The organism is Pseudomonas sp. GW822-FHT03F08 (genome assembly GCF_058801265.1).
This window is the reverse complement of the sequence record NZ_JBXANC010000001.1, coordinates 55,786-82,042: the sequence shown is the minus strand read 5'-3', so window position 1 is coordinate 82,042 and position 26,257 is coordinate 55,786. Positions and strand designations below refer to the sequence as shown.

19 protein-coding genes and 1 tRNA gene are annotated in these 26,257 nt (G+C 60.8%); 6 read left to right on the top strand and 14 right to left on the bottom strand.

Annotation, left to right across the window (positions count from 1 at the left end; translation table 11 throughout):
• Window positions 1-144: 144 nt before the first annotated feature.
• The 4 genes from AC1RME_RS00355 to AC1RME_RS00340 all read left to right on the top strand — a co-directional run bounded on the left by AC1RME_RS00355 (window position 145) and on the right by AC1RME_RS00340 (window position 7,607).
• Entirely contained in the window at window positions 145-2,259 is a 2,115-nt protein-coding gene (locus AC1RME_RS00355) for a cytochrome-c peroxidase (protein WP_493070013.1), read from the top strand.
• 208 nt (window positions 2,260-2,467) lie between these two features.
• A complete protein-coding gene (locus tag AC1RME_RS00350; protein WP_096817856.1) occupies window positions 2,468-3,757 on the top strand; it encodes a GGDEF domain-containing protein in 1,290 nt (429 codons plus the stop codon).
• Window positions 3,758-3,847: 90 nt separating this feature from the next.
• Window positions 3,848-5,644, top strand: a complete 1,797-nt coding sequence (locus AC1RME_RS00345; RefSeq protein ID WP_493090212.1) for an acyl-CoA dehydrogenase C-terminal domain-containing protein — start codon at window positions 3,848-3,850, stop codon at window positions 5,642-5,644.
• 184 nt (window positions 5,645-5,828) lie between these two features.
• Complete coding sequence (locus AC1RME_RS00340) at window positions 5,829-7,607, top strand: acyl-CoA dehydrogenase C-terminal domain-containing protein (RefSeq protein ID WP_493090210.1); 1,779 nt, start codon at window positions 5,829-5,831, stop codon at window positions 7,605-7,607.
• Between the two features lie 227 nt (window positions 7,608-7,834).
• Here AC1RME_RS00340 and AC1RME_RS00335 read toward each other — a convergent pair whose 3' ends face one another.
• On the bottom strand, window positions 7,835-8,764 hold the full coding sequence (locus AC1RME_RS00335; RefSeq protein WP_192559142.1) for a LysR family transcriptional regulator: 930 nt from the start codon (window positions 8,762-8,764) through the stop codon (window positions 7,835-7,837).
• A gap of 169 nt (window positions 8,765-8,933) precedes the next feature.
• Between AC1RME_RS00335 and AC1RME_RS00330 the strand changes: the two genes are divergently transcribed.
• The gene (locus tag AC1RME_RS00330) at window positions 8,934-10,217 is read left to right on the top strand and encodes an aspartate aminotransferase family protein (RefSeq protein ID WP_493090208.1); all 1,284 of its coding nucleotides are present in this window, start codon (window positions 8,934-8,936) and stop codon (window positions 10,215-10,217) included.
• A gap of 206 nt (window positions 10,218-10,423) precedes the next feature.
• Window positions 10,424-10,582 carry a YqaE/Pmp3 family membrane protein gene (locus AC1RME_RS00325; RefSeq protein WP_003228885.1) on the top strand — a complete coding sequence of 53 codons (159 nt, stop codon included), beginning with the start codon at window positions 10,424-10,426 and terminating at the stop codon, window positions 10,580-10,582.
• A 3-nt stretch (window positions 10,583-10,585) separates the two neighbouring features.
• Here AC1RME_RS00325 and AC1RME_RS00320 read toward each other — a convergent pair whose 3' ends face one another.
• The 13 genes from AC1RME_RS00320 to AC1RME_RS00260 all read right to left on the bottom strand — a co-directional run bounded on the left by AC1RME_RS00320 (window position 10,586) and on the right by AC1RME_RS00260 (window position 26,253).
• A complete protein-coding gene (locus tag AC1RME_RS00320; protein ID WP_493090206.1) occupies window positions 10,586-12,394 on the bottom strand; it encodes a S9 family peptidase in 1,809 nt (602 codons plus the stop codon).
• Window positions 12,360-13,496 carry a pyrroloquinoline quinone biosynthesis protein PqqE gene (gene pqqE / locus AC1RME_RS00315; RefSeq protein ID WP_371807421.1) on the bottom strand — a complete coding sequence of 379 codons (1,137 nt, stop codon included), beginning with the start codon at window positions 13,494-13,496 and terminating at the stop codon, window positions 12,360-12,362. The genes AC1RME_RS00320 and pqqE overlap by 35 nt, the downstream gene beginning before the upstream one ends.
• 7 nt (window positions 13,497-13,503) lie before the next feature.
• The gene (gene pqqD / locus AC1RME_RS00310; RefSeq protein ID WP_007959876.1) at window positions 13,504-13,779 is read right to left on the bottom strand and encodes a pyrroloquinoline quinone biosynthesis peptide chaperone PqqD; all 276 of its coding nucleotides are present in this window, start codon (window positions 13,777-13,779) and stop codon (window positions 13,504-13,506) included.
• Window positions 13,776-14,528 (bottom strand): pyrroloquinoline-quinone synthase PqqC, encoded by a 753-nt coding sequence (pqqC, locus tag AC1RME_RS00305; protein WP_011336228.1) that lies wholly within the window; start codon window positions 14,526-14,528, stop codon window positions 13,776-13,778. The genes pqqD and pqqC overlap by 4 nt, the downstream gene beginning before the upstream one ends.
• A gap of 21 nt (window positions 14,529-14,549) precedes the next feature.
• Window positions 14,550-15,461, bottom strand: coding sequence for a pyrroloquinoline quinone biosynthesis protein PqqB (pqqB, locus tag AC1RME_RS00300; RefSeq protein ID WP_493065745.1), 912 nt, complete (start codon window positions 15,459-15,461; stop codon window positions 14,550-14,552).
• A gap of 84 nt (window positions 15,462-15,545) precedes the next feature.
• Window positions 15,546-15,620 carry a pyrroloquinoline quinone precursor peptide PqqA gene (gene pqqA / locus AC1RME_RS00295; protein ID WP_003444522.1) on the bottom strand — a complete coding sequence of 25 codons (75 nt, stop codon included), beginning with the start codon at window positions 15,618-15,620 and terminating at the stop codon, window positions 15,546-15,548.
• Between the two features lie 159 nt (window positions 15,621-15,779).
• A complete protein-coding gene (gene pqqF, locus AC1RME_RS00290) occupies window positions 15,780-18,206 on the bottom strand; it encodes a pyrroloquinoline quinone biosynthesis protein PqqF (RefSeq protein ID WP_493090204.1) in 2,427 nt (808 codons plus the stop codon).
• 38 nt (window positions 18,207-18,244) lie between these two features.
• On the bottom strand, window positions 18,245-19,039 hold the full coding sequence (locus AC1RME_RS00285; protein WP_493065747.1) for a carbon-nitrogen hydrolase family protein: 795 nt from the start codon (window positions 19,037-19,039) through the stop codon (window positions 18,245-18,247).
• 12 nt (window positions 19,040-19,051) lie between these two features.
• Window positions 19,052-20,734, bottom strand: a complete 1,683-nt coding sequence (locus AC1RME_RS00280) for a flavin monoamine oxidase family protein (protein WP_249483337.1) — start codon at window positions 20,732-20,734, stop codon at window positions 19,052-19,054.
• A gap of 146 nt (window positions 20,735-20,880) precedes the next feature.
• Entirely contained in the window at window positions 20,881-21,342 is a 462-nt protein-coding gene (locus tag AC1RME_RS00275; RefSeq protein WP_007959884.1) for an Lrp/AsnC family transcriptional regulator, read from the bottom strand.
• A 308-nt stretch (window positions 21,343-21,650) separates the two neighbouring features.
• Complete coding sequence (locus AC1RME_RS00270) at window positions 21,651-22,211, bottom strand: PBECR2 nuclease fold domain-containing protein (RefSeq protein ID WP_192559136.1); 561 nt, start codon at window positions 22,209-22,211, stop codon at window positions 21,651-21,653.
• A 203-nt stretch (window positions 22,212-22,414) separates the two neighbouring features.
• A tRNA-Ile gene (locus tag AC1RME_RS00265) sits at window positions 22,415-22,491 on the bottom strand.
• 15 nt (window positions 22,492-22,506) lie between these two features.
• Window positions 22,507-26,253: a bifunctional diguanylate cyclase/phosphodiesterase gene (locus AC1RME_RS00260; protein WP_102619783.1), complete on the bottom strand. Its 3,747-nt coding sequence runs from the start codon at window positions 26,251-26,253 to the stop codon at window positions 22,507-22,509.
• Between the last annotated feature and the right edge of the window lie 4 nt (window positions 26,254-26,257).

Below are 26,257 nucleotides of genomic sequence, written 5' to 3'. Positions count from 1 at the left end.
CGAACCCCTGCGCTTATTGATTCAAGATGTTTCCAGAAGGGTGGCCAATTAATTGCACTGTCCGAATTACCGGTGCTAACGAGAACTGCCTGCTCAAAGAAGCATGACGCCCGGCACTTAACAACAACAGTCAGGGTGAAGCCTATGAACATCAGTCGACTCGCTCGTTTGACCTTCTGGTTACCCATCGCGCTGTCAGTCCACAGCGCCTGGGCCGCCGACCCCGCCGAAGTCGATCCCCCGGTGCCGGAAGTCCCGTCGCTGCAATCGTTGCGCGGGATGGTGCCTCCCGATCCGTCCGGGACCGAAGGCGGGCGCAAGGTCGACCTGATGACCGACTACGTGCTCAACCGCTCTGCCGCGATCCTGTTGGGCAAGGCGTTGTTCTGGGACATGGAGATCGGCAGCGACGGCGCGACTGCGTGCGCCTCCTGTCACTACCATGCCGGTGTCGATCACCGCATCACCAACCAGCTCAACCCCGGCCAGGCCAACACCAACGCCAACGTCGCGTCGATTTTCAACAAGCCGTTTGTGGCTTCCGACATTCCCGGCGACGTGGCGACCTACGCCACGTTGTCCGGCGGCAAGGGTGGCCCGAACTACACGCTGAAAAAAACCGACTTCCCGACCCACGTGCTGAGTAATCCACTGGAGCGCAACTCGCCGATCGTTTACTCGACCGACGATGTGGTCGGTTCCCAAGGCGTGTTCGACGCCAACTTCGTCAAACCCAACCAGCCACGGTTCGACAAATGCACCCAGCAGCCGGACGGCCTGTTCCAGGTCGGCGGCATCAACGTGCGTCGTAGCACCGGGCGCAACGCGCCGTCGGTGATCAACGCCGCGTTCAACGTGCGCAATTTCTGGGACGGTCGGGCCAACAACGTGTTCAACGGATTTTCGCCGTTCGGCAATCGCGACCCGGATGCGGGGATCTACGTGACCAGCGAACGCAGCACGGTCGCCACCAAAGTCAGGCTGGCGCTCAACGATGCGTCTGCCGCCTCGCAAGCCGTTGGCCCGCCCGGCAGCCCGGTGGAAATGTCCTGCGGTGGCCGTACCTTTGCCGACATCGGTCGCAGGATGCTCGACACCCTGATGCTCAAGCAGCAGCGGATTTCCTCCAGTGATTCGGTGCTGGGGCCAGTGTCCGGCGCACGGCGTCCGACTTATCGCGAACTGATCAAGAATGCCTTCCAGCCCCGGTTGTGGAACGCCACGCAAAACGTCTCGGTGGGCGGCGCGCCGTACACCCAGATGGAGGCCAACTTCCCGCTGTTCTTTGGCCTGGCGATTCAGATGTACGAAGCCACGCTGGTGTCCGATCAGGCACCGATCGATGCCTACCTGCAAGGTGACCACACCGCGATGAACGCGCAGCAGGTCGAGGGGATGAACCTGTTCCTCGGCAAAGGCAAATGCGTCAATTGCCACGGCGGCGCGGAGCTGACCAACGCGGCCAGCCGCTTGTTGATGCACCCGCGTGAACGTATCGAGCGCATGGTGATGGCTGACAACCTGACCACCCTTTACGACAACGGCTTCTACAACACCGGTGTGCGTCCGACTTCCGAAGATCTGGCCCTCGGCGGCGCGGATGCCTGGGGCAATCCGTGGTCGTTCACCCGTCAGTACAACACCGTGTTGCAGGGCGGCCGCTCGGTCGACCCACTGGATGTCGACGTGTGCACCTTCGAAGCGCCGCTGAGTGCCGCGATTCCGTGCGACGCCACGCTCAAGCCGAATGTCGGGTTCCGCGACTCGGTCGACGGCGCGTTCAAGACGCCGACCCTGCGCAATATTGCCCTGACCGGCCCGTACTTCCACAACGGCAGTCGCGCCACGCTCAAACAGGTCATGGAGTTCTACAACCGTGGCGGTGACCGGCGCGGCGAGGATGCCAACAACACCAGCGGGTTCGAGCACCCGGCGGTGAATCAGCACAACACCTCCAACCTCGATCCGGACATGACGGCGCTGAACCTGACGCCTGACGAAATTGACGCCTTGGTGAAATTCATGGAAGTCGGCCTGACTGATCCGCGCGTCGCCTGGGAGCGGGCGCCATTCGATCATCCGTCGCTGGTCATCCCGCAGGGCCACATCGGGGATGAGAATGCCGTGACCCAGCGCCCGGCCAGTCCGAAGGTCACGACTCGTCAGGCAACGGATGCATCGCTGAATCTCAAGCCTTACGGCGCTGAAGGCCGGCCGGCGGCGGAGGGGCCGTTGCAGCCGTTCTACAACGATCTTTGAGTGGAAATGATCGTCATGGCCATCAAGCATGATGGCCATGACGAAAGTTTCATGCTTCTCAGGCAAAAAACCTTGATTGAAGGCTCAGAAACCGAGGGATTCGGCCGTTAAAGAGACAGCCTGTGATCTGGATCACATTGTGTGTGCTTAACTGGCCACATTGCAGGCACAATGCCATCTCTTTGCCAAGACGGTCGGAGCTTTACCCTTGCCGCGTTCTTCCGCTGTACGTTTCAGTCATTTCATACCTTCACTGCTGTTGTTGCTTGCGGGGTTGGCGGCTGCGTACGTCAAAGACCTCAACGTGTTCTTCACCTCGCTGTTCAACGTGCTGCCAACCCTGGTGCTGTTGCTGGGCGGGTCGTATTGCGCGGTTTATCGACGCCAGCGCGAACTGTTTCTGATGGTCACGGTGTACATCGCCTACTTCCTGCTCGACACCCAGACCGACTATTACCGCGATAACGGCAAGGTGCGCGAAGACGCGGCCGTGGTGTTCCATCTGGTCTGCCTGCTGTTGCCCCTGTTGTTTGGGTTGTTCGCCGCGTGGCAGGAGCGCACGCACCTGTTTCAGGACATGGTGGCGCGGTTTGCCGTGCTGCTGGCGTTTGGCAGCGTGGCGCTGGGGCTTGAGCAAAGCTACCCACAGGCGTTGCTGATGTGGCTCTCGGAGATTCGCTGGCCAGCCCTGCACGGCGCATGGATGAGCCTGATCCAGATGTCCTATCCGGTGTTCCTCTCGGCGTTCCTGTTGCTGGCCTGGCAGTACTGGCGCAACCCGCGACCGCTGCACGCGGCGCAACTGGTGGGGTTGCTCGGAGTGTTCTGGATGCTGCCGAAAACCTTCATCCTGCCGTTTACCCTGAACATCATGTGCAGCCAGGTGATGCTGATGATTGCGGCGGCCGTAGCGCACGAGGCTTACCAAATGGCCTTCCGTGACGAACTCACCGGCCTGCCGGGCCGTCGCGCACTCAACGAGCGCATGCAGCGTCTGGGGCGCAACTATGTGCTGGCGATGAGCGACGTCGATCATTTCAAGAAATTCAACGACACCCACGGTCACGACGTGGGTGACCAGGTCCTGCGACTGGTGGCCAGCAAGCTGTCCAAAATCAGCGGTGGCGGTAGGGCGTATCGCTACGGGGGTGAGGAATTCGCCCTGGTGTTTGCGGGCAAGACCCTTGAAGAGTGCATGCCGCACCTGGAAGTCATCCGCGAGTCGATTGCGTCCTACAACATCCAGTTGCGCAATCAGGAAAACCGCCCGCAGGACGACCAGCAGGGTCGCCAGCGTCGTGCCGGTTCCGGTGCGTCCAGTGTGTCCGTGACGGTGAGCATCGGCGTCGCCGAGCGTGTGGAGCAGCGCAACCCGGAGCAAGTGCTCAAATCCGCCGACGAAGCGCTCTATGCCGCCAAAGGAGCAGGGCGGAACTGCGTGATGGCGTTCGGTCAGAACCGTCGTGGCGCGGTGCGCATGGACAGCGCCGCAGGTTGAGTGATGACGGCGCATTCAGCGTCTGGACAGTGATTGTGGGGCAGGGTGGCCGGCAGTAGGTTGGAGAAATCTGCTGAAGGAGAAGCCACCATGCCCGAGTACAAAGCCCCCCTGCGCGACATGCGCTTTCTGATCGACCACGTCTTCGACTTCCACACCCAGTACGCGGCTCTCGGCGCCCACGACGCCAGCCCGGACATGGTCAACGCGATCCTCGACGAAGGCGCGAAGTTCTGTGAGAACGTTCTGGCACCGCTCAATCGCAGTGGTGACGAAGAGGGCTGCCATTTCGACAACGGCGTGGTGACAACGCCTACAGGCTTCAAGCAAGCCTTCGCACAATACGTGGAAGGCGGCTGGCACGGTCTGGCGGCAGACCCGGCTTACGGCGGTCAGGGTCTGCCGAGTTCGCTGGGGCTGGTGATCAGCGAAATGGTCGCCTCCAGCAACACTTCCTGGGGCATGTACCCGGGCCTGACCCACGGCGCCATGTCGGCGATCCACGCCCACGGCACCGAGGAACAGAAAAACACCTATCTGCGCAAACTCACTGCGGGCCAGTGGACCGGCACCATGTGCCTGACCGAAGCCCATTGCGGCACCGACCTGGGCATCATCAAGACCCGCGCCGTGCCTCAGGCCGACGGTAGTTACGCGGTCACCGGCAGCAAGATTTTCATCTCCGCCGGCGAGCACGATATGAGCGACAACATCATTCATCTGGTGTTGGCCAAACTGCCGGACGCGCCGGCCGGGACCAAGGGGATTTCGCTGTTCATCGTGCCGAAATTCCTGCCGGATGCAGCCGGTGAGGCGGGGGAACGCAACGGCGTTTCCTGCGGTTCGATCGAACACAAGATGGGCATCAAGGCCTCGGCCACCTGCGTGCTGAACTTCGATGACGCCAAAGGCTTCCTGATCGGCGAGCCGAACAAAGGCCTGAACTGCATGTTCACCATGATGAACCACGCGCGCCTCGGCACCGGGATGCAGGGCCTGTGTCTGGGCGAGGCAAGTTTCCAGGGCGCAATCAAATACGCCAACGACCGTCTGCAGATGCGCGCCCTGACCGGCGCCAAAGCCCCGGACAAACCGGCGGATCCGATCATCGTCCACCCGGACGTTCGACGCATGCTGCTGACCATGAAAGCCTTCAACGAAGGCAACCGTGCGCTGACCTACTTTACTGCGCAGATGCTCGATGTCGCGCACCTGAGCCCGGACGCGGACGCGCGTCAGGAGGCCGAAGACCTGTTGGCGTTCCTGACCCCGATCTGCAAGGCGTTCATGACCGACACCGGTCTGGAGGTGACCAACCACGGCATGCAGGTGTTCGGCGGCCACGGTTTTATCCGCGAGTGGGGCATGGAGCAACTGGTCCGCGATTGCCGGATCGCGCCGATCTATGAAGGCACCAACGGCATTCAGGCGTTGGATCTGCTCGGGCGCAAAGTGCTGGGCAGTCAGGGCAAGCTGCTGCGCAACTTCACCAAGATCGTTCACAAGTTCTGTGCGGCGAACGCCGGGCATGCGCAACTCGGCGGGTTTGTGGCGCAACTCGACAGCCTTAATCAGCAGTGGGGCGAACTGACCATGCAGGTCGGTATGGCGGCGATGAAGAATCCGGATGAAGTTGGCGCCGCGTCGGTGGATTACCTGATGTACAGCGGTTACATCGTCCTCGGCTATCTGTGGTTGCGCATGACGCTGGTCGCCCAGACACAGCTGGAGTCGGGCGAAGGTGATGGCGATTTCTGCCAGGGCAAACTGGCCACGTGCGAGTTTTACTTCAAGCGGTTGTTGCCACGTACTGCGGCGCATCGCGCGGCGATTGAGGCGGGCAGTGATTGCCTGATGAAATTGCCGGCGCAGTTGTTCTCGCTGTAACACGCCACTGTTAAACAAAAGAGCCCGCTGATTGCGGGCTTCTTTATGGCTGATTGCTGGTGACTAAAAATAACAAATCAGTCACCGCCTGACCCTATGTGTCGCAAAAGTTGTTGGGTTACACTCCGACTCAACGAAAACACCCTTCCACGATTCACCTGTTTTGATCTTTGCGAGGTTTGCCATGGCTGACTACAAAGCGCCGCTGCGCGATATGCGCTTCGTCCTCAATGAAGTGTTCGAAGTCGCCAAACTCTGGGCCGAACTGCCGGCACTGGCCGAGACTGTAGACGCAGAAACTGTCGAAGCCATTCTTGAGGAGGCCGGCAAGGTCACCAGCAAAAGCATCGCGCCCCTGAGCCGTGCGGCCGACGAAGAAGGCTGCCACTGGGCCGACGGTGCCGTCACCACGCCAGCCGGTTTCCCACAGGCCTATCAGACTTATGCCGAAGGCGGCTGGGTCGGTGTTGGCGGTGATCCGGAATACGGCGGCATGGGCATGCCGAAAGCCGTGTCGGCCCAGGTCGAAGAAATGGTCAACTCCGCCAGCCTGTCCTTCGGTCTGTATCCGATGCTGACTGCCGGCGCCTGCCTGTCGATCAACGCCCACGCCAGCGAAGAACTGAAAGCCGCTTACCTGCCGAACATGTACGCCGGGATCTGGGCCGGTTCCATGTGCCTGACCGAGCCGCATGCCGGCACCGACCTGGGCATCATTCGCACCAAGGCCGAGCCTCAGGCGGACGGTTCCTACAAGGTCAGCGGCACCAAGATCTTCATCACCGGTGGTGAGCACGACCTGACCGAAAACATCATCCACCTGGTGCTGGCCAAACTGCCGGACGCGCCGGCGGGGCCGAAAGGTATCTCGTTGTTCCTGGTGCCGAAAGTCATGGTCAATGCCGATGGCAGCCTGGGCGCGCGCAATCCGGCGAACTGCGGTTCGATCGAACACAAGATGGGAATCCAGGCCTCCGCCACTTGCGTGATGAACTTCGACGAAGCCGTGGGTTACCTGGTCGGCGAGCCGAACAAAGGCCTGGCCGCGATGTTCACCATGATGAACTACGAGCGTCTGGGTGTCGGTATCCAAGGCCTGGCTACCGGCGAGCGCTCGTACCAGAACGCCATCGAATACGCCCGCGACCGCCTGCAAAGCCGTTCGCCGACCGGCGCGCAGAACAAGGACAAGGTTGCCGACCCGATCATCGTCCACCCGGACGTGCGTCGCATGCTGCTGACCATGAAAGCCTCGAACGAAGGCGGCCGTGCGTTCTCCACCTACGTGGCGATGCAGCTCGATACCGCCAAGTTCAGTGAAGACGCCGCCACCCGTAAACGTGCCGAGGACCTGGTTGCGCTGCTGACGCCAGTGGCCAAGGCGTTCCTGACCGATCTGGGTCTGGAAACAACTGTCCACGGTCAACAGATCTTCGGCGGCCACGGCTACATCCGCGAGTGGGGCCAGGAGCAACTGGTGCGTGACGTACGCATCACCCAGATCTACGAAGGCACCAACGGCATTCAGGCGCTGGACCTGGTGGGTCGCAAGATCGTCGGCAGCGGCGGCGCGTTCTACAAACTGTTCGCCGACGAGATCCGCCATTTCACTGCGACCGCCAGTGCCGATCTCGGCGAGTTCACCAAACCGCTGAATGACGCCGTCGACACCCTCGACGAATTGACCTCGTGGCTGCTGGACGTGGCGAAAACCAATCCGAACGAAATCGGTGCGGCGTCGGTCGAGTATCTGCAGGTGTTTGGCTACGTGTCCTACGCCTACATGTGGGCACTGATGGCCAAGGCATCGCTGGGCAAAGAAGCGCAGGACGATTTCTACGCGAGCAAACTCGGTACTGCGCGGTTCTATTTCGCCCGTCTGCTGCCGCGGATTCACTCGTTGAGCGCGTCGGTCAAGGCTGGCAGCGAGTCGCTGTTCCTGCTGGATGCCGGGCAGTTCTGATGATGTAACGTCATGTAAGCAATCTCTTACATGACGTGCTGCTGTTCTCCCATAGGCGCAGATTGGATCCAGAGCTAATCTACATTTCATGGACGTCGCGCAGGAAGCGCAAAGCAACAACACGGACACGTAGGATTCTGCCAGGGTGGCGGAGTGAAATGGATGTCAGGGAAACAGTCTGCAAAGCCCCGCTTCGGCGGGGTTTTCTTTTGCCCGCAGAAAAGTTTTCAGCTCAGCGGATCCATGGCCGGCGCGCCTTTGAGCGGTTTGTCCTCGCGCTGCATCACCTCTTCCAGCAAGGTTCGCAGCAAGGCCAATGGCGCCTGCTGGCGTTGTACGTCGCGACATACCAGCCCGACCTTCAACGGCACACGCGGCTCACTTAGCGGTTTCCACAGTAGATCCTGATCGTCGTACTCCTTTTGCGAACGACCGGGCAGCACCGTCGCCAGACGTGTGTGCGGCAGGCTGTCGAGAATCCCCACCATATTGTTCAGTTCCGCCTGCACTTGCGGGCGGCGTCCAAGGCTGGCCAGTTGGGCCTGCCAGATCTGGCGGATCTGGAATTCTTCGCCCAGCAGCAACATCGGCAGTTCGGCGGCCTGGCTCATTGAAACCTTCTTGAATTCACGCAGCGGATGATCCGCCGGGATGACCAGCGTCAGTTCATCTTCGTACAGCATCACGCCGTGCAGCCCCGGCTGGCGTGGCGGCAGATAACTGATGCCAATGTCCAGCGAGCCATTGAGCAGGCGCCGCTCGATCTCCAGCCCCGTCAATTCATAAATCTGCACCACCAGATGCGGCTGGGCCTTGCGCACCCGCTCAAGCATTTGCGGCACCAGGCTGGTGTGCACGGTTTGCAGCACACCGATCGCCAGCGTGCGCAGCGCCTGCCCCTTGAAGTTGCCCAGCGCCTCACGCGCGCGTTGCATGCCGTCGAGCAGTGGCAGGGCGTGGTTGTACAGCGTATGGGCGGCGAGGGTCGGCAGCAGGCGCTTGCTGCTGCGTTCGAACAGGGTCACGTCGAGGTTCTGTTCCAGGTGGCGGATCTGCTGGGACAGCGCCGGTTGGGAGATCGACAGACGTTCGGCGGCACGTCCGACGTGACCTTCTTCGTAGACCGCGACGAAATAACGCAGTTGTTTGAAATCCATAAGTAACACTTATCGAAAATGCTGGGAAATCGAAATGGCCGGCGGCCGTGTGTGAGCCTAGTCTAACCGCATCCACGGGGCTTACAGGGCCGGAAAGGGCAATGACCAGCGATTGTTTCGATAACGATTACATAGGCAGTTCAAAAAACCTCAATCGAGGTTTTTTGCAATGAACCTGTTCAGCCTGCGGCGCCAGACACCAAGCCTCGATGACCTGGCTTTTGAAACCCATGAATCGGATGCCGCTGATGGCCTGAATGCCGAGCGGCTGATGCCCAGCGTCGAACGCCCGCAACAGGTGTTTGTTCGCGGCCAGGGTTCCTGGTTGTGGGACAGCAATGACCGCGCCTATCTGGACTTTTCCCAGGCCGGTGGCGCTAACAGCCTCGGCCACAGTCCTTCGGCACTGGTCAAAGCTATCGCCAGCCAGGCCCAGGCCCTGATCAACCCCGGCTTCAATCTGCACAATCGCGGCATGCTCAGCCTCGCCGAGCGTCTGTGTGCCAGTACTTCAAGCGATCAAGCATATTTGCTCAACAGTGGCAGCGAAGCCTGTGAAGCCGCAATCAAGCTGGCGCGTAAATGGGGTCAACTGCATCGCGGTGGTGCCTCGCGGATCATTGTCGCCAGACAAGGCTGCCACGGACGTAGTCTGGCGACGATTTCGGCGTCGGATAGTGCGAACCTGCACAACCGCTTTGCGCCGCTGCTGCCGGGCTTTGATCTGGTGCCGTTCAATGACCTGCCAGCGCTGCATGCAGCGGTCGATGCGCAGACCGTGGCGATCATGCTCGAACCGATCCAGAGCGATGCCGGTGTGATTCCAGCGACCGAGCATTACCTCAAGGGTGTTGAACGTCTGTGCCGTGAGTTGGGGATTCTGCTGATCCTTGACGAGGTGCAGACCGGCATCGGCCGCTGCGGCACCTTGCTCGCCGAACAATCCTACGGCGTGCGCGCCGATATCGTCGTGCTCGGCAAAGGCCTCGGCGGTGGCGTGCCACTGGCTGCATTGTTGGCGCGAGGCAAGGCCTGCTGTTTCGACTCCGGCGAGTTGGGCGGTACTCATCACGGCAACGCGCTGATGACCGCTGCAGGGCTGGTGGTGCTAGACAGCGTGCAGGACCGCGCATTCCTCGAACAGATCCGGGACAACGGCCGGCATCTGCGCGAAGGGCTCGCTCGTCTGGCGCATCGTTATGAACATGGCGAGTTGCGCGGGCAAGGGCTGTTTTGGGGACTGACCCTGTCGGAAGACTCTGCCGAGGCCGTCGTCAAAGCTGCGCTCCATGAAGGTTTGCTGCTCAACGCCCCGCAGGCCAACTGCCTGCGCTTCACCCCGGCGCTTACCGTCAGCAAGGCCAATATCGACGAGATGCTCCTGCGCTTGGCCCGTGCCTTTTCCCGGGTACGCACCGCGCAACTGCAATGCCGCAAAGGGATTGCCGTCTGACCTGAAGTTTCCCACCCGAATTCAAGAACCGTCTCGCGGTATAACGCACGCCCCACGCCTGATTCTTTTGGCGTGGGGCGTTTTTTTGTGGCCGGGTAATGGCATTCAAATGGCGAGATCGCGGGTTGTACTGAACCCTGACAAACGGCACAGGTCGATTAGCTTGTATGGCTCAGTCGAGCCAACCCCCAATCAGGAGCTGCCCCATGGACTTCATTCGAATCATCATCGCCATTCTGTTGCCGCCACTGGGTGTGTTTCTGCAGGTCGGGTTCGGCGGTGCGTTCTGGCTGAACATTCTGCTGACGCTGTGCGGTTACATCCCGGGGATCGTGCATGCGGTGTACATCATCGCCAAGCGCTGAGTTTCAGTCCGCCAGACCCATCACTCGCCGGTAGAAGCGCCACTCCTGCTCCAGCGCATGGGCCTGATTGACGGCCCGGCGGAAGCCGTGACGTTCGTCGGCGTAGTAATGCGCTTCGACCTCAATGCCGTTTTGCTCCAGAGCCGCGACCATGTCGCGGGTCTGTTGCGGCACGACCACGGCGTCCAGTTCACCCTGGAAGAAAATCACCGGTACGCGAATGTTGCCTGCGTGCAGCAACGGCGTGCGGGCCGCATAGCGTTCGGCATCTTGCTCGGGATCGCCGATCAGCCAGTCCAGATAATCGCCTTCAAACTTGTGTGTCGCGCGGCCCAGGGCTACCGGGTCGCTGACGCCGTACAGACTGGCGCCAGCGCGGAACACTTGATGGAACGCCAGGGCACACAACGTCGTGTAGCCGCCGGCGCTGCCGCCACGGATGAATGCACGCTCGCCGTCGATCATGCCGCGTTCAGCCAGATAGGCCACCACTGAGCAGGCATCCTCGACATCCACCGCGCCCCAGCTCAGATGCAATGCTTGCCGATACTCCCGGCCGTAGCCGCTGCTGCCGCGGTAGTTGAGGTCGGCGACGGCGAAGCCGCGTTGCGCCCAGTACTGGATGCGCGGATCAAGCATCGGGTAGCACGCCGATGTCGGGCCGCCATGGATGAACACCACCAACGGCGGTTTCTCATCGCCATTGTTGGCCGGGTAAAAGAAACCGTGCGCTTCACCCGAACCGCTGGGATAGCGCAGGGTTTGCGGGCGGCTGATGCGCTCGGCGGGTAGCGGTGCAACGCCGCCGGCCAGCACTTTCACTTCACGCAACTCGCGATCAATGGCGAGTACCGCTGAAGGGCTGATCGGTGAAGCGGCGATGCAGTAAATGAACTGATCATCGACAGCCAGATGACGGAAGCGACTGTAGTCGCCGGTGAAGTCTTCGCCGTTGAGGGCCAGACGACCAAAACCGCCTTCGCTCCAGCTCGCCAAAAAGCCTTCGTCGATGGGCAGCCAGGTGCAGCCGCCGAGTTGCCATGGGGCCGGCGCGTGATCGGCCGGAGCGCAAGGTAACGGTTGCAAGCCGTCTGCAGACTCGCTCCACAGCTGCCAATATCCGTTACGGTCGGTCAGGCAGCCCAGTCGGCCATTGGCATCGAAGCGCGGTTGCTGGATCGACTCTTCAATCGTTTCACCGGCCACGCAACGTGGGGCAGAAAATCCATTACCTGTGCGCTCGGCGAGCATCAAACGGGTGGACGTCCACGGTTGATGCGGGCGGCTCCACTCGATCCACGCCAGGTGCTGACCATCCGGGCTGATGATTGGCGAGGCGTAGAAATCCGCGCCTTCAGCCAGCCTATGGCGGGCACCAGTCGCCAGATCGATGGCCACTAGCCGATGGCGATCACCGTTCTCTTCAACGGCCAGCACCTGCCCGTTGGCAAAGTGCAGATCACCGTATCGGCACTCGCCCGACGTCAGAACCTCGGGCTCTCCATCCAACGTCTGGCGATACAGCTGTTGATCCGCCTCGTTGACGAAAACCACTCCATCAGGCGTCAGACAAAACGCCCCACCACCATATTCGTACACCCGGCTGCGCACGCTGAAGCCCGCAGGCGTCAGACATTTCGCCGCGCCTTCGCGCCAGTGCCAGATCCGGCATGCGGCGTCTGCGGGGCGGTATTCATTCCAGAACAAGCCATGGGCACCGAGCTGCAATTCGGCGAAATCCACGCCGGCGGCAACCGCGGCAGTGGCGCTGAAAGGCTCAGCCTTTGGCGATGAGGCGCGAGTTTCGTTCATTGCGAAAGGCCAGTTGTTCGATGGTCTGGGTGGCGTGCTCGGCTTCTTCGCGGGCCTTGAGGATCACACCGTGATGTTCGGACTTGCTGCACACCGGGTCGGCATTGCTGGCATCGCCGGTGAGCATGAACGCCTGGCAGCGGCAGCCGCCAAAGTCCTGTTCCTTTTCGTCGCAGGAACGGCACGGCTCGGGCATCCAGTCATAACCACGAAAGCGGTTGAAACCGAACGAGTCATACCAGATGTGCTGCATGCTGTGGTCGCGCACATTGGGAAATTGTACCGGCAGCTGTCGGGCGCCATGACAGGGCAGGGCAGTGCCGTCCGGCGTGACCGTCAGAAACAGGCTGCCCCAGCCGTTCATGCAGGCTTTCGGGCGCTCCTCGTAGTAGTCCGGGGTGACGAAAATCAGCTTGCACGGATGCCCTTCGGCTTCCAGTTTGGCGCGGTATTCATTGGTGATGCGTTCGGCGCGGACCAGTTGTTCCTTGGTCGGCAACAGGCCGACACGATTGAGCTGCGCCCAGCCGTAGAACTGGCAGGTGGCGAGCTCGACGAAGTCCGCTTCGAGCGCGATGCACAGCTCGATGATGCGGTCGATCTTGTCGATGTTGTGCCGATGGGTGACAAAGTTAAGCACCATCGGATAGCCGTGTGCCTTCACGGCGCGGGCCATTTCCAGTTTCTGCGCGAAGGCCTTTTTCGAGCCGGCGAGCAGGTTGTTCACTTGCTCGTCGCTGGCCTGGAAACTGATCTGGATGTGGTCGAGCCCGGCTTTCTTGAAGTCGCTGATCTTCTGCTCGGTCAGGCCGATACCGGAGGTGATCAGGTTGGTGTAGAAACCCAACTGGCGAGCTTCACGAATCAGCTCGGCGAGGTCCTGGCGCACCAGCGGTTCGCCCCCGGAAAAGCCCAGTTGCGCTGCGCCCATTTCCCGCGCTTCGCGAAATACCTTGATCCACTGCTCGGTGCTCAGCTCTTTGCCCTGCTCGGCGAAATCCAGCGGATTGGAGCAGTACGGGCATTGCAGCGGGCAGCGGTAAGTCAGCTCGGCGAGCAGCCACAGCGGCAGGCCGATTTCCGGTTTGGCCGGGACTTGCACCGATGACTCAGGCAAGTTCGATCCAGTGCTGCGCACGGGCAACCTCCATGAATTGCTCGATGTCGTCACCGAGCTCGGGCACGCCGGGGAACTGTCTGTCGAGTTCGGCAATGATCGCCGCGACATCCCGTTCACCGTCGATCAGACCGCCGATCAGCGCGGCACTTTCATTGAGCTTGATCATGCCTTCCGGGTACAGCAGCACGTGGCCTTTCTGCGCCGGTTCGTACTGGAAACGGTAGCCGGGACGCCAGGTCGGGGTCTTGCTGCGGTCGAAACTCATAAGGCGATTCCTTTATGCCAGACCCGTTGATCGGTGACGCTGTGATACGGCGGGCGGTTCAGTTCGTAGGCCATGCTCATGGCATCGAGCATGCTCCAAAGGATGTCCAGTTTGAACTGGAGAATTTCCAGCATGCGCTCCTGACCCTCGCGGGTCTTGTAGTGCTCCAGCGTGATCGCCAGACCATGCTCGACATCGCGCCGGGCCTGACCGAGACGGGTGCGGAAATATTCGTAGCCGGCCGGGTCGATCCACGGGTAGTGCTGCGGCCAGCTGTCGAGACGCGACTGGTGGATCTGCGGCGCGAACAGCTCGGTCAGCGAGCTGCTGGCGGCTTCCTGCCAACTGGCGCGGCGGGCGAAGTTGACGTAGGCGTCGACGGCGAAACGCACGCCGGGCAGCACCAGTTCCTGGGAGCGCAGTTGATCCGGATCGAGACCGACGGCCTGGCCGAGGCGCAGCCAGGCTTCGATACCGCCGTCTTCACCGGGCGCGCCGTCGTGGTCGAGCAGGCGCTGAATCCACTCGCGGCGGATTTCGCGATCCGGGCAGTTGGCCAGAATTGCCGCGTCTTTCAGGGGGATGTTCACCTGATAGTAGAAGCGGTTGGCGACCCAGCCCTGGATCTGCTCGCGGGTGGCCCGGCCTTCATACATCGCCACGTGATACGGGTGATGAATGTGGTAATAGGCGCCCTTGGCGCGCAGGGCCGCTTCGAATTCGGCGGGGGACAGCGGGGTGTCGGTCATTGCGGTTCTCCGGGGCATTCGTTACAGGACAATGCTCATGCCGTCATACGCCACTTCAACATTGCGTCGCACCAGTTCCGCGCGCTCCGGGGAGTCTTCGTCGAGGATCGGGTTGGTGTTGTTGATGTGGATAAGCACCTTGCGCTGCTCGGGAAGCTGTTCCAGCACTTCGAGCATGCCGCCGGGGCCGTTCTGCGCCAGGTGGCCCATTTCGCGACCGGTGCGGGTACCGACGCCACGGCGCTGCATTTCATCGTCGTCCCACATCGTCCCGTCCACCAGCACGCAGTCGCTGCCGGCCATGATGTCCAGCAACGGCGCGTCGACCTTGCCCAGGCCCGGGGCATAGAACAGTTTGCCGCCGGTGCTGAGGTCTTCGACGATCAGGCCAATGTTGTCGCCCGGGTGCGGGTCGAAACGGTGTGGCGAATAGGGCGGTGCCGCACTGCGCAACGGCAGCGGGGTGAAGCGCAGGTTCGGGCAGGCGGCGACGGTGAAGCTCTGGTCGAGTTCGATGCGGTTCCAGTCCAGCCCGCCGTTCCAGTGCTTGAGCATGGTGAACAACGGGAAACCGGTGCTCAGGTCTTCGTGGACCATGTCCGTGCACCAGACCTGATGCGGGCAGCCTTCGCGCAGGCTGAGCAGGCCGGTGGTGTGGTCGATCTGGCTGTCCATCAGGATGATCGCGCTGATGCCGGTGTCACGCAGGGCTCGGCCCGGTTGCATCGGGGCGAAGCTCTGAAGCTGCGCGCGGATGTCCGGCGAGGCGTTGCACAGCACCCAGTTCACGCCGTCATCGGAAATCGCGATGGACGATTGGGTGCGGGCCTTGGCATTCAGGCTGCCGTCGCGAAAACCGGCGCAATTGACGCAGTTGCAGTTCCACTGCGGAAAACCGCCACCGGCGGCCGAACCCAGAATCTGGACGAACATGAACGCTCCATCATTTCAACGCTGAAAATAAAACGCCCCGGCGAGCCGAGGCGTTGCACTGCAGTGTTCTGCTTGAGGCAGGACTCAGCGGCTGGCGAAGTACATGGTGACTTCGAAGCCGATGCGCAGGTCGGTGTAAGCAGGTTTGGTCCAGGCCATCGGGTGACTCCTTTTTCAGGTGGGTGAGATAGCGCTATCCATAGGTATAGTCCACGGCAGCGCAGGGATGTTCCAAATAGTTAGGTGGCTATGTTACTCAAAATTTCAGGGGGTTGGCCCGTGAATCTTTGAGAAAGCTCCTTGCAGCCCCGGTAATGATCATTTTGCCGCTTGCCAGGGCGTGCCCGGCGCAAGGTTGTTGGACAGGCCGTGCCAGCCGCCCTCGGCGCGGATCAGGCGTTGTGCGGCGGCCAGCAATGCCGGGCGATCCAGTTGAGCGATGGCGCAGCGCAGTTGTGCCAGATAATCCGACGAGTGGCCGGCGAGTCGGGCCTGCCACAGGAACTCGGCCGCATCTTTGCCGGACAGGGCGCTGTCATCGAACTGATCGGCAAGCGTCTGGCGTTGCTGGGTGAGGCTGGCGTCATCGAGTTGTTCGATCAGGGCTGGCAGGCCATCGAGAAACTGCTGAATGTGGTCGAGCAATTGCGCGGTGGTAGCCGAGGGCGATTGCACACCGAACAGCAATCCGCTCTGGCCATGAATCTGACGCAACCCGCTGAACACCGCGTAACCGAGTTGCAGTTCGACTCGCAGGCGTTGGTAGAAAGGTGTCTGGCACAGGTGCGCGAGCAGGCGCCACGCGGCTTCATCGGCGATTTCGTGGCTGGCGGTCGGGCAGAACAGCAGCAAGGCGTGTTCGCTGGAGTCGCTGTCGATTTGCTGCCACAGGTATTGGGCATTGGTTGCCCAGGGGGCGGGCAATTGACTGTCCGGGATGCCGGGGATGCGGCTCAGGGCCAGGCCCATGGCGGATTGGGTCTGTGGGTTGAGTCCCAGCGCCAGACCGTCCCAGCGCGAAGTTGTCCACAGGTGCGTGGCATTGTCAGACGTCGTTAGCGATTGCAGGGCGTGTTCGGGTAATGCCTTGAGCAATTGGCGAATCGGCATCAACGGAGTTTCCGGCTCACTTCGCGCGGAATCGGCATCAACTTGCGTCAGATGTTTCAGCGCATGCTCGAGGACGCTGGGCAATATGTCCTGCAGACCGGTCACCTTCAATAGCCACTGATTGCCCGTGGTGCTGAACGAAAGCTCGACCCCGGCCTGGCGTGCTTCATCCGACACTTCCCGCAGACTGCGTTGCAGTTTCGCTTGCAGGTCGGCCGTGGCCGCCGCTTCCATCTGCCAACGCACATACACCGCACCTTCGTCAGCGTTATCCGGCAGTGCCTGGCTGAATTGCATCGGCGAGCGTTCACGACGGCTGCGCGAGCGATCCTGAGCAAACGTGCGCAGGCCACGGTGGGCACTGGTCTGGCCACGGATCAGGCCGGCGTTGGCCAGCGGTTCGGCTGTACGCAAAAACGGGTTGGCGGCGGGCAGATGCCAGTGGCCGCTGAAGTTATCCACAGTGCCGATTTTGCCGAGAATTTCTTTGAGCGCCGCAACGGCCGATTCGGACAAGCCGCTTTCGAGTTGTTCGCTGTCGAGCCGCGCCAGATTCAGTGCGCCGCAGACTTGCTGCTGGCGTTGATGCAGCGCCGCATATTCCTCACGCAATACCGGCCAGTCCTGCTGTGCGGCGAAGAAACTCAGCCAATCCAGCCATTGCTCGCGAATGGCATCGAGTGACCCGCAGGGTGCAGTGAACTGAAGATGCAGCAACGCCTGCTCTGCGAACTGGTACTGCACGCAGGCCTGCAAACCATTCGCGAGACCCTGCTGCTGCAAGTGGGCGAGCAATCCACCGGGTTTGGCGCTGTTCAACCAGTGACAGAGAAACGCCAGCGCTTCGGCCGACGACTCCGGCAGGTCCTCCAGCGCAAACAGCAGATTGCTGCGCCGCTCGCCGACCTGTTGATAACTTGTCTGTGGGTTGTCCATCAAGCGAGCTGGGGCTGCCTGTGCAGTTTTATCCCCAGCGGTCAGCGCGGCGGCAAACTGCTCGGCCAGCACTCGCAGCTCTTCAATGCTCTGCGACCCGACCAGACTCAGGGTCATCTGCCCCGTGCGGTAAAACTGCTGATGGAAGTCTTTCAGTGCCTGCTGAAACTCCGCGTGTTCTACCGGCAGACTGTCGCGGTTCCCGGCATGAAAACCACGCAACGGATGCGCTGCTGACAAGCCTTCGAACAGCGCCTCTTGCTGCTGAGCTGCGACATCCTGGGACCACGCGACAAACTCTGCCTGCAACACTTCCCGTTCCCGCAACTGATCGTCCGGATTCATACGGGGATGGGTGAGCATGTCTGACAGACGCTCCAGCCCTCCGCTGAAGGACGCTGGCGGCAACTCAAAGAAGAAATCGGTGGTGCGCTCGCGGGTGCTGGCATTCACCTGGCCGCCGTGACCTTGCACGTAGGCCATCAGCCCTTGGACTGCAGGAAAGCGCTCGGTGCCGAGAAACAGCAAATGCTCAAGGAAATGCGCCAGTCCCGGCCACGCCAACGGCACGTCATGACTACCGGCAGCCACCCGCAACGCGGCGGCGCTGCGCTTCAGGCCGGGCACGTGACGCAGGGTCACGCGCAAGCCGTTGGCCAGGGTTTCGGTGTGGGGGCGGGGATGAGTCGGCGCAGGCATGGGCACTTCCAGAACAGTGAAGTGCCAATGCTAGCGGATTAGCGCTTGTTGAGCGCGTCGTAAAGTTCGGGGCGGCGGTCGTTGAAGTAGCGGTTGGCACTGCGGGAGTCGACCATCAACTGGCGATTGAGCTCACCGACGATCAAGGCTTCATCCAGCCCTGCCTGGGCGATGCGGCTGCCATCCGGCGCGGCAATGCTGCTTTGTCCGCAGTAATGGATGTCGCCTTCGTGGCCGCAGTAGTTGGCGTAAGCCACGTAGCACTGGTTTTCGAAAGCGCGAGAGCGTACGGAAACATCGGCAATGAAATCGAAAGGAATCATGTTCGCCGTCGGCACCAGAATCAGCTCGGCACCTTCAAGGGCCAGGCGCCGGGCGTTCTCCGGGAACTCCAGGTCGTAGCAGATCAGGAATCCGAGTTTCCAGCCGTTGAGTTCGACGATGGGAAACTCGCCATCGCCGGGGCTGAACATCGAACGATCCAGATCGCCGAACAGATGTGTCTTGCGGTAATTGCACAGGCGCTCGCCGTTCGAATCAATTAGCTGCACGGCGTTGTAGATTTGCCCATCCGCCGTGCGCTCAGGATACCCGTAGAGAATCGCCAGGCCGGCAGCCTTGGCGATCCGTCCGACTTGCTGCGCCCATTCACCGTTGTAGACCTCGGCCAACGTCGCGACCGCTTCCTTGCCGATGTTGTAGCCGGTCAGGAACATTTCCGGCACCACCAGCAGGTCGGCACCTTTGGCCTCCATCGCCAGTTGTTGCAGGCGCTGAAGGTTGGCGGCGGGTTCCAGAGGCAGCGGTGGGCATTGGTAAAGGGCTACACGCATCAGGGATTCCTCTTACTCGGGCAGGGCGATCGGGCCGATGTCATTGAACACATCACCCGGACCAGGGTTCTCTGTATGTGTGGACCCGCCGAAGTGCTTCATGATTCCCCACACCGCGTTGAGCGAGGTCTGCACTGCGCCTTCAACCCACGCTGGCGTCCACGATACGTCGTCGCCGGCGATGAAAATCCCGCGCTGCTCCGCCGGCATGTCGTCCTGCATGAAGTGCGCGTACATGCGCTGGTTGTAGCGATAGTGGCCGGGCAGGGCGCCCTTGAATGCGCCGAGGAAGTGCGGGTCGGCTTCCCACGACACGGTGATCGGGTCGCCGATGATCCGCGCGGCGATGTCGACTTTCGGGTAAATCTTCTTCAGTGCATCCAGCGCCAGTTTCACGCGTTTTTCCACCGGGTGCGGGAGCATCTTCAGCGCGTCGCTCATCCACGAGTACGACAGGCAGATCACGCCCGGTTTGTCGTCGCCGTTGTCGAACAGGTAGGTGCCACGGGTCAGGCGGTCGGTGAGGGTCATGCTCATCAGGTCGCGGCCGGTTTCCGGGTCCTTGTCCTTCCAGAACGGCCGGTCGACCATCACGAATGTCTTCGACGATTGCATGTAGCGAGTGCGGTCGAGCGCCATCCACATTTTTTGCGAGAACAGGGTTTCGTCGCATTCGATCTGGGTGGTCAGCAGCCAGCTCTGGCAAGTGGTCAGCACGGCAGCGTATTCGCGGGTGTCGCCATTGTTGTCGGTGACCGCGAAACGTCCGTCAGGCGCGTGGGCGATTTTCTTCACCCCGGAGCGCGGCGCGCCATGGTGCAACGACTTGAGGCTAGTGCCTTGCGGCCAGTGTACGCAGCGCTCCGGCGCATGACGCCAGATGCCCTGCGGCACTTGTTCCACACCGCCGACCACCAGGTGCTGGTGATCGTCGCAGTTGGTCATCACCACACGGAAGATTTCCAACATCGAGTTGGGGAAGTCCGAGTCCCAGCCGCCGGTACCGAAACCGACCTGGCCGAACACTTCGCGGTGATGGAACGACAGTTTGGCGAAGGCTTTCGACGTGGCGACAAAGTCGTAGAACGTGCGGTCGTCCCACAGCGGCACGAGGGTGTTCCACAGTTCTTTGAGGCGTGGCACGTCGCGGTCGCGGATCGCTTGCTGGATATCGGCGAACTGCGAACCGGCCTCCAAGGCGTCGGCCCAGGCGTCAGCCACTTCCTGGAACAGCGCAGGAAGATCCTTCAGGCTCTGTGCGTAATGGGTTTTGCCTTCCAGGTCGATCACGGTGCTGCCGGAGGCCGGCGTCAGCGGGTTGGGGAAGGGCTTGGTCTCCAGACCGAGTTTGTCGACGTAGTGATAGAACGCGGTGGAAGACACCGGGAAGCGCATGCCGCCGAGCTCGGCGACGATGCCATCAGTGCCGTTGAATGCTTGGGAACGCAAACGGCCGCCGAGCTTCGAGGCCTCATAAACGACGGGTTTCAAGCCCAGTTTCATCAGCTCGTAAGCCGCCACCAGACCTGCAATGCCGGCACCGACGATCGCCACTTCGGCGCCGTGATTGTGCTCGGGAATGCTGCCGAGACCGGCCGGGTGTTCGATCCAGTCGTCGAAGGCGAAAGGAAAGTCCGGGCCGAAAATGGTGATCGGTTTCTTACCGTCTGCAGGATGGCGATTGTTCTTGTTCATGGCTGACCTTGCTGGCGACCCGACGCAGGATGCGCGTCTGAGTATAGGAAAAGATGCCAGCCATTCTAGGGAGCGTAGAACACGTTAATAAGACGCAAAGTGTCGTCGTTTTGAGCGTTGGTGCTGCAATCTGACGAATATAATGATCAGACTGGATGTCCGCGATCAATTTTGCTGCTGAGGATGATTGAGGTCGTGGTCTTCTCCACGCCGTCTACGCTGCCGATCTGATCCAGCAATTGATCCAGTTGTTCCGGCGAGTCGGTTCGCAGCCACGCCACATAATCAAATTCGCCACTCACCGCACACAACTGCTGCACCTGAGCCATCGCACTCAACCGCCGCAACACCTCTTTGCCGGAGCGCGGCTGCACCTTGATCCCGACATACGCCTGCAACCCGCCATCCACGACGCGTTGGCCCAGGCGCACGCCATAACCGGTGATGACTTTGGCCTTTTCCAGTCGCGCCAGCCGCGAAGTCACGGTCGTGCGTGCGATGCCCAGTTGCCTGGCCAGCATTGCCACGCTTTCACGGGCGTTGATTTGCAGGGCAGCGATCAGCTGGCGGTCGATTTCATCAAGCACGGGTGGGCGGATGTCGGGCAAGGGCAGGCTCCAGCGGTACGGATCAATGGGGCTGCATGTTACAGGCTCGTCACGCGAGGCGCTTGTGGGCGCTGATTGAACGGCTGGGGTCAGGCAGTCGCTGGATCGGGAGATTTTACTGAAACAAAAGAACGGACAAATGATTTGACTTGCCTGCTGCCTTTATCAAAAATGGCCTCAAGAGCGCGAAATCCGCTGCCTTGCAGGGCTTCAGCGGACGTAGGTACCTCAGCGATGCTGCAACATCGGTGTAAGGTGAGACCTCTTCATCCCATTTCCTGAGGATGCCAATATCAGGATTCAAATACTCAAGGGGAGCCAACAGGCTCCCCTTTTTGTTTGTCCTGAAGAACGTATCGCTTGTAGAGAAGTTCGCCCTGGCGGTGCCTGTTCATAGCTCTTGCCGGGGCATGCATGAAGTTCCACAGGACGTGTCCGTGCCTGACATCCACCACGACGAGCATGTCATTCTTTGCCTCGTAGGCGTTGATGAAGGCTAGGCGGTATCCGCCGTTGTCGTACAGGATTCTCCAAATTTCAAAAGGTCCCGTCAGCGTATCAATGGCATGCCGAACGTAGCGCTCTCGTGAGTCAGCGCGTTTTTCGACGATGTGGGCGAGCTTGTCCCTCATCACCGCAACGTTTCCGATCGGCGTGAGGATGGTCACTGCCAGTAGCGCCTCGTCGATGAAGCCGAAGTGAGCCAGGAGAATCTTGAGGGCGCCTTGCGCATCGTCTGCCCTTTTTACCTCATCGATTACCGCTGACCGAAACTCCCTGGCCAGCGTTCGCAGATCGGGCAAAGCTAAGTCGATCCATGTTTGTTGGCCACCTGCTTCTTTGACCAGTGGCGCAGCACTCATGAGCATGAAAGTAATCCTTGGCGGGCAGCGGCGCCCGGAGATTACTCGCTCGGAGAAAAGGCCAACAAGGCCGAAAACTGAGTAGAAACACAGCTTGGGAAATTACCTACAGACCTTGCGGTAGTCTTCCGAACATTGCGTTGTTGAATACCGTAATCGCCAAACGACAGGCGAAAAAAAGCCGCACATATGCGCGGCTTTTTCATGTTTGGTGGGCCCACACGGACTTGAACCGTGGACCAAAGGATTATGAGTCCTCTGCTCTAACCAACTGAGCTATAGGCCCTCAGTAGGCCGCGGATTATAGCGACGGTTTCTCGGCTGTGCTATCCGAAAAATCTGATACGGCTATACGAAGAAACGTTGCGGCGAACTCCTCGGGTGGAAGCGGCAGGCTGACGATGTAGCCCTGGATCTGTTCACAGCCTTCGGCGGCGAGGAATTGTTGTTGGGCCTGGGTTTCCACGCCCTCGGCGATCACGGTGAATTGCATGCTGCGGCCCAGGGCGATGATGGCGCGGACAATCGCCGCGTCGTGCGGGTCGTCGGGCAGGCCGCGGACGAAAGACTGGTCGATCTTGAGGATGTCCAGCGGCAGGCGTTTGAGGTAGCTCAGCGAGGAGTAACCGGTGCCGAAGTCGTCGATGGCCAGTTGCACGCCGAGGTGTTTGAGTTGATGCAGCACCGCCAGGGCTTCTTCGGCCTGGCTCATGATGAAGTTTTCGGTAATTTCCAGTTGCAGTAAATCCGGCCTGAGGCGGTTGTCCTTGAGCAGTTGTTCGATGCGTCCCAGCAGGTTCGGCTGGCGCAGTTGTGCGCCGGCCAGGTTGACCGACAGTGGGCCCAGGGATTCGTAAATCTGGTTCCACTCGAACATCTGCCGGCAGGCGGTTTCCAGCACCCAGTCGCCGATTTGCAGGATCATGCCGTTCTCTTCCGCCAACGGTATGAAGTGCTCCGGAGGCACCTCGCCGAAGGTCGGGTGGCGCCAGCGGATCAGGGCTTCGGCGCCGACCAGAGAGTGATCGTCGAGGCTGATTTTCGGTTGGTAGTAGAGGTACAACTCCTCGCGTTCGATAGCCCGACGCAGCTCATGTTCCAACGCCACCCGCTCGCTGGCCTGGGCGGTGAGGTCGCGGGTGTAGCTTTCGACACGGTTGCGGCCCTTGGCCTTGGAGCGGTACATCGCCGCGTCGGCGTTCTTGATCAGGGTGGCGACGTCACAGCCGTCACGGGGATAAAGACTGGTGCCGATGCTGGCGCTGATGAAAAACTCATGCTCGCCCGCCTGGAACGGTGCGCCGAAGCAGTTCAGCAGTTTGGTGGCAATGTTGTCGGCATCACCGGCCTGTTGCAGGCCGGGCAGCAGGATGATGAATTCGTCGCCCCCCAGCCGCGCCACGGTATCGATATCGCGCAGTTGTTCTTTGAGGCGTACGGCGATGCCCTTGAGCAGCAGGTCGCCAACCGGGTGACCGAGGCTGTCGTTGATGTGCTTGAAGCGGTCGAGGTCGAGGAACAGCACTGCGCCGAGGCTGCCGTTTTCCTGCTGGCTGTTCAGCGCCATCTGCAGACGGCTTTCGAACAGCGTGCGATTCGGCAGGCCGGTCAGCGGATCGTGGTGGGCCTGGTAATCGAGTTTGGCCTGGGCATGCTTGAGGCTGGAGATGTCGGCGAATACCGCGACGAAGTGGGTGATGAACTTGTCGCGATTGCGCACGGCGCTGATGGTGAGCCAACTTGGGTACAGCTCGCCATTCTTGCGTCGGTTGGAAATCTCGCCTTGCCAGTGGCCTTCGTCCGTCAGCTGATGCCACATCGCCGCGTAAAACGCGCTGTCGTGCAGCCCTGAGGCCAGCAGGCGCGGGGTATGCCCGAGCGCCTCGCTTTCGCTGTAACCGGTGATTTCGGTAAACGCACGGTTCACCGCACTGATGTGCTGTTGAGTGTCGGTGATCAATACGCCTTCAGCGGTGCTCTCGAATACGGTGGCGGCCTGTTGCAGTTTTTCCTGCATCAGGTGGCGCTCGGTGATGTCCCGGGCGATGGTCAGCATGCAGTCTTCGTCGCCGATCGGCAGTGGACGGCTGGACACCTCGCAGAGGCGGATCTGCCCGTCACTGCGGCGGATGTGGCAGGTGAAATCGCGAACGAAACCGTCGCGGTGCAGCAGATCAAGCATCTGTTTACGTTCGTTGAGGTTGACCCAGATCCCCAGATCCAGCGCCGAGCGGTCCACCGACATGGCGCTGTTAAAGCCGGTGATGCGGCTGAAACCTTCGTTGACCTCCAGCAGCAGGCCATCGCTCTGGCGCGACAGCAGCAGCCCGTCCGGCGAGGCGTGGAAGGCCTTGGCGAACTTCTCTTCGGAGGTTTGCAGTTGTTGCTGGGTTTCCTTGAGTGGAGAAATGTCGCGCACCACCACGACCAGCGCCGGTGTGGTATCGAGCTCGAACGGTTCGGCAGAAATCAGCCCGGTGAACACCTGGCCATTGTTGCGACGAAAGGGCATCTCCAGGTTGCGGATGCTGCCAGCCTGCAGGCGCTGCAGCAGGCCCGGCCCGACGCCGGGAATGCCCCAGATGTTGAGTTCGGTGGCGGTCTGGCCGATGACTTCTTCGGCTCTCAGCCCGATCTGCTCTTCAAAGGCCTCGTTGACCTCCAGCAGGCAGCCGTCGGACAGCCGCGCAATCACCAGAATGTCCGGGCATTGCTGGAATACCGAGGCGAATTTCTGCTCTGACAGACGTAGCGCTTCTTCGGTGCGCTTGGTTTCGCTGATGTCGATCATCAGACCGCGCATCACCGGCTCGTGGCCGTGTTCGATCAGGCTGACGATATCGCGCACCCACAAGCAACGGCCGTCAGCAGTGATCACTCGATAATCGAGGCTGTGATCGCGCCCGGCAAGGACCTCGTGATCGCAGAAGCTTTGCGCGCGGGTCAGGTCTGCCGGGTGGATGATGTTGCGCCAGAAGCCCGGTATCAGCCAGTGCGACAGTGGATAACCGAGCAGATCCTCGGCGTGGGGCGAAACGTAGCTGTAGGTGAAATCGCTGATTCGCGCTTCCCAGGCGATGGCCGACAGGCTCTCCACCAGTCCGCGATAGTGGTATTCGCTGCTGCGCAGTTCCTGCTCGAGGTCTATGCGTCGGGCAATTTCCGAGCTCAAGCGGCGGTTGATGCGGATCACCACGGCCAGGATGATCACCAGCAGCAACAGGCCAGGCAAGCCGTAGACCAGCAGATCCGACCAGAATGTCCGATGATCGAGGACGTTGCCTACCCAATGTTCCTGGATGCTGCTGATTTCTTCCGGGGACATGTCGGCCAGGACTTTATCCAGGATGCTCACCAGCATTTTCTTGTCCCGGGGCACCCCCATGGCCAGTTGATAGCGATAGGGGGTTTCGCCGCTGACATACAGCCCGTCGAGCTTGAGCTGGCGCAGGCTCCAGACGCTGGAGGCGAGATCGCCGACCACCGCGTCTACTTCATCTGTGGCCAGGGCCTGAAGGGCCGAGCTGACATTGGGCATGGCGACCAGATTCAGGTCGGGATGGTGCGTGCGCAGCAGTTCGTGAGGGGCATAGTTTTCGACAACGGCGATCTTCAGCCCGTACAGATCCTCGATCTTGCGCGGTTGCGGGCCGCCGACGTGGGCGAGGATGACGATCGGAAAGTCGAGGTAGGGGCGGGTGAAAGCCAGGTAATTCTGGCGTTCCGGGGTGGACATGATGCCCGGCAGCAAATCGATTGTGCCGTTTTTGGCCTGTTCGAGCACCACCGTCCAGCTCACGGGCTCGATCGGTGTCAGTTTGATCGCCAGGCGCTGACGGATCACATCGATATAGTCCGCCGCCAGGCCCTGATAACGGTTCTGGTCGTCCCGAAACTCAAATGGCGGCCACGATGCATCGACACCCAGGCGCAAGTCCGGGTGAGCCGCCAGCCAGCTACGTTCTTCATCGGTCAGAGTCAGCGCGTCAGCCGTTGCGGTCCAGATCATCAGTGACAGCAAAAAAAGCACGGACGCCAGTCTGGGCATAACG

Coding starts and splice junctions, on each gene's coding strand:
- AC1RME_RS00355 (WP_493070013.1), top strand. CDS start 145: ATGAACATCAGTCGACTCGCTCGTTTGACCTTCTGGTTACCCATCGCG.
- AC1RME_RS00345 (WP_493090212.1), top strand. CDS start 3,848: ATGCCCGAGTACAAAGCCCCCCTGCGCGACATGCGCTTTCTGATCGAC.
- AC1RME_RS00340 (WP_493090210.1), top strand. CDS start 5,829: ATGGCTGACTACAAAGCGCCGCTGCGCGATATGCGCTTCGTCCTCAAT.
- AC1RME_RS00335 (WP_192559142.1), bottom strand. CDS start 8,764: ATGGATTTCAAACAACTGCGTTATTTCGTCGCGGTCTACGAAGAAGGT.
- AC1RME_RS00330 (WP_493090208.1), top strand. CDS start 8,934: ATGAACCTGTTCAGCCTGCGGCGCCAGACACCAAGCCTCGATGACCTG.
- AC1RME_RS00325 (WP_003228885.1), top strand. CDS start 10,424: ATGGACTTCATTCGAATCATCATCGCCATTCTGTTGCCGCCACTGGGT.
- AC1RME_RS00320 (WP_493090206.1), bottom strand. CDS start 12,394: ATGAACGAAACTCGCGCCTCATCGCCAAAGGCTGAGCCTTTCAGCGCC.
- pqqD (WP_007959876.1), bottom strand. CDS start 13,779: ATGAGTTTCGACCGCAGCAAGACCCCGACCTGGCGTCCCGGCTACCGT.
- pqqC (WP_011336228.1), bottom strand. CDS start 14,528: ATGACCGACACCCCGCTGTCCCCCGCCGAATTCGAAGCGGCCCTGCGC.
- pqqB (WP_493065745.1), bottom strand. CDS start 15,461: ATGTTCGTCCAGATTCTGGGTTCGGCCGCCGGTGGCGGTTTTCCGCAG.
- pqqF (WP_493090204.1), bottom strand. CDS start 18,206: ATGCCTGCGCCGACTCATCCCCGCCCCCACACCGAAACCCTGGCCAAC.
- AC1RME_RS00285 (WP_493065747.1), bottom strand. CDS start 19,039: ATGCGTGTAGCCCTTTACCAATGCCCACCGCTGCCTCTGGAACCCGCC.
- AC1RME_RS00280 (WP_249483337.1), bottom strand. CDS start 20,734: ATGAACAAGAACAATCGCCATCCTGCAGACGGTAAGAAACCGATCACC.
- AC1RME_RS00270 (WP_192559136.1), bottom strand. CDS start 22,211: ATGCTCATGAGTGCTGCGCCACTGGTCAAAGAAGCAGGTGGCCAACAA.
- AC1RME_RS00260 (WP_102619783.1), bottom strand. CDS start 26,253: ATGCCCAGACTGGCGTCCGTGCTTTTTTTGCTGTCACTGATGATCTGG.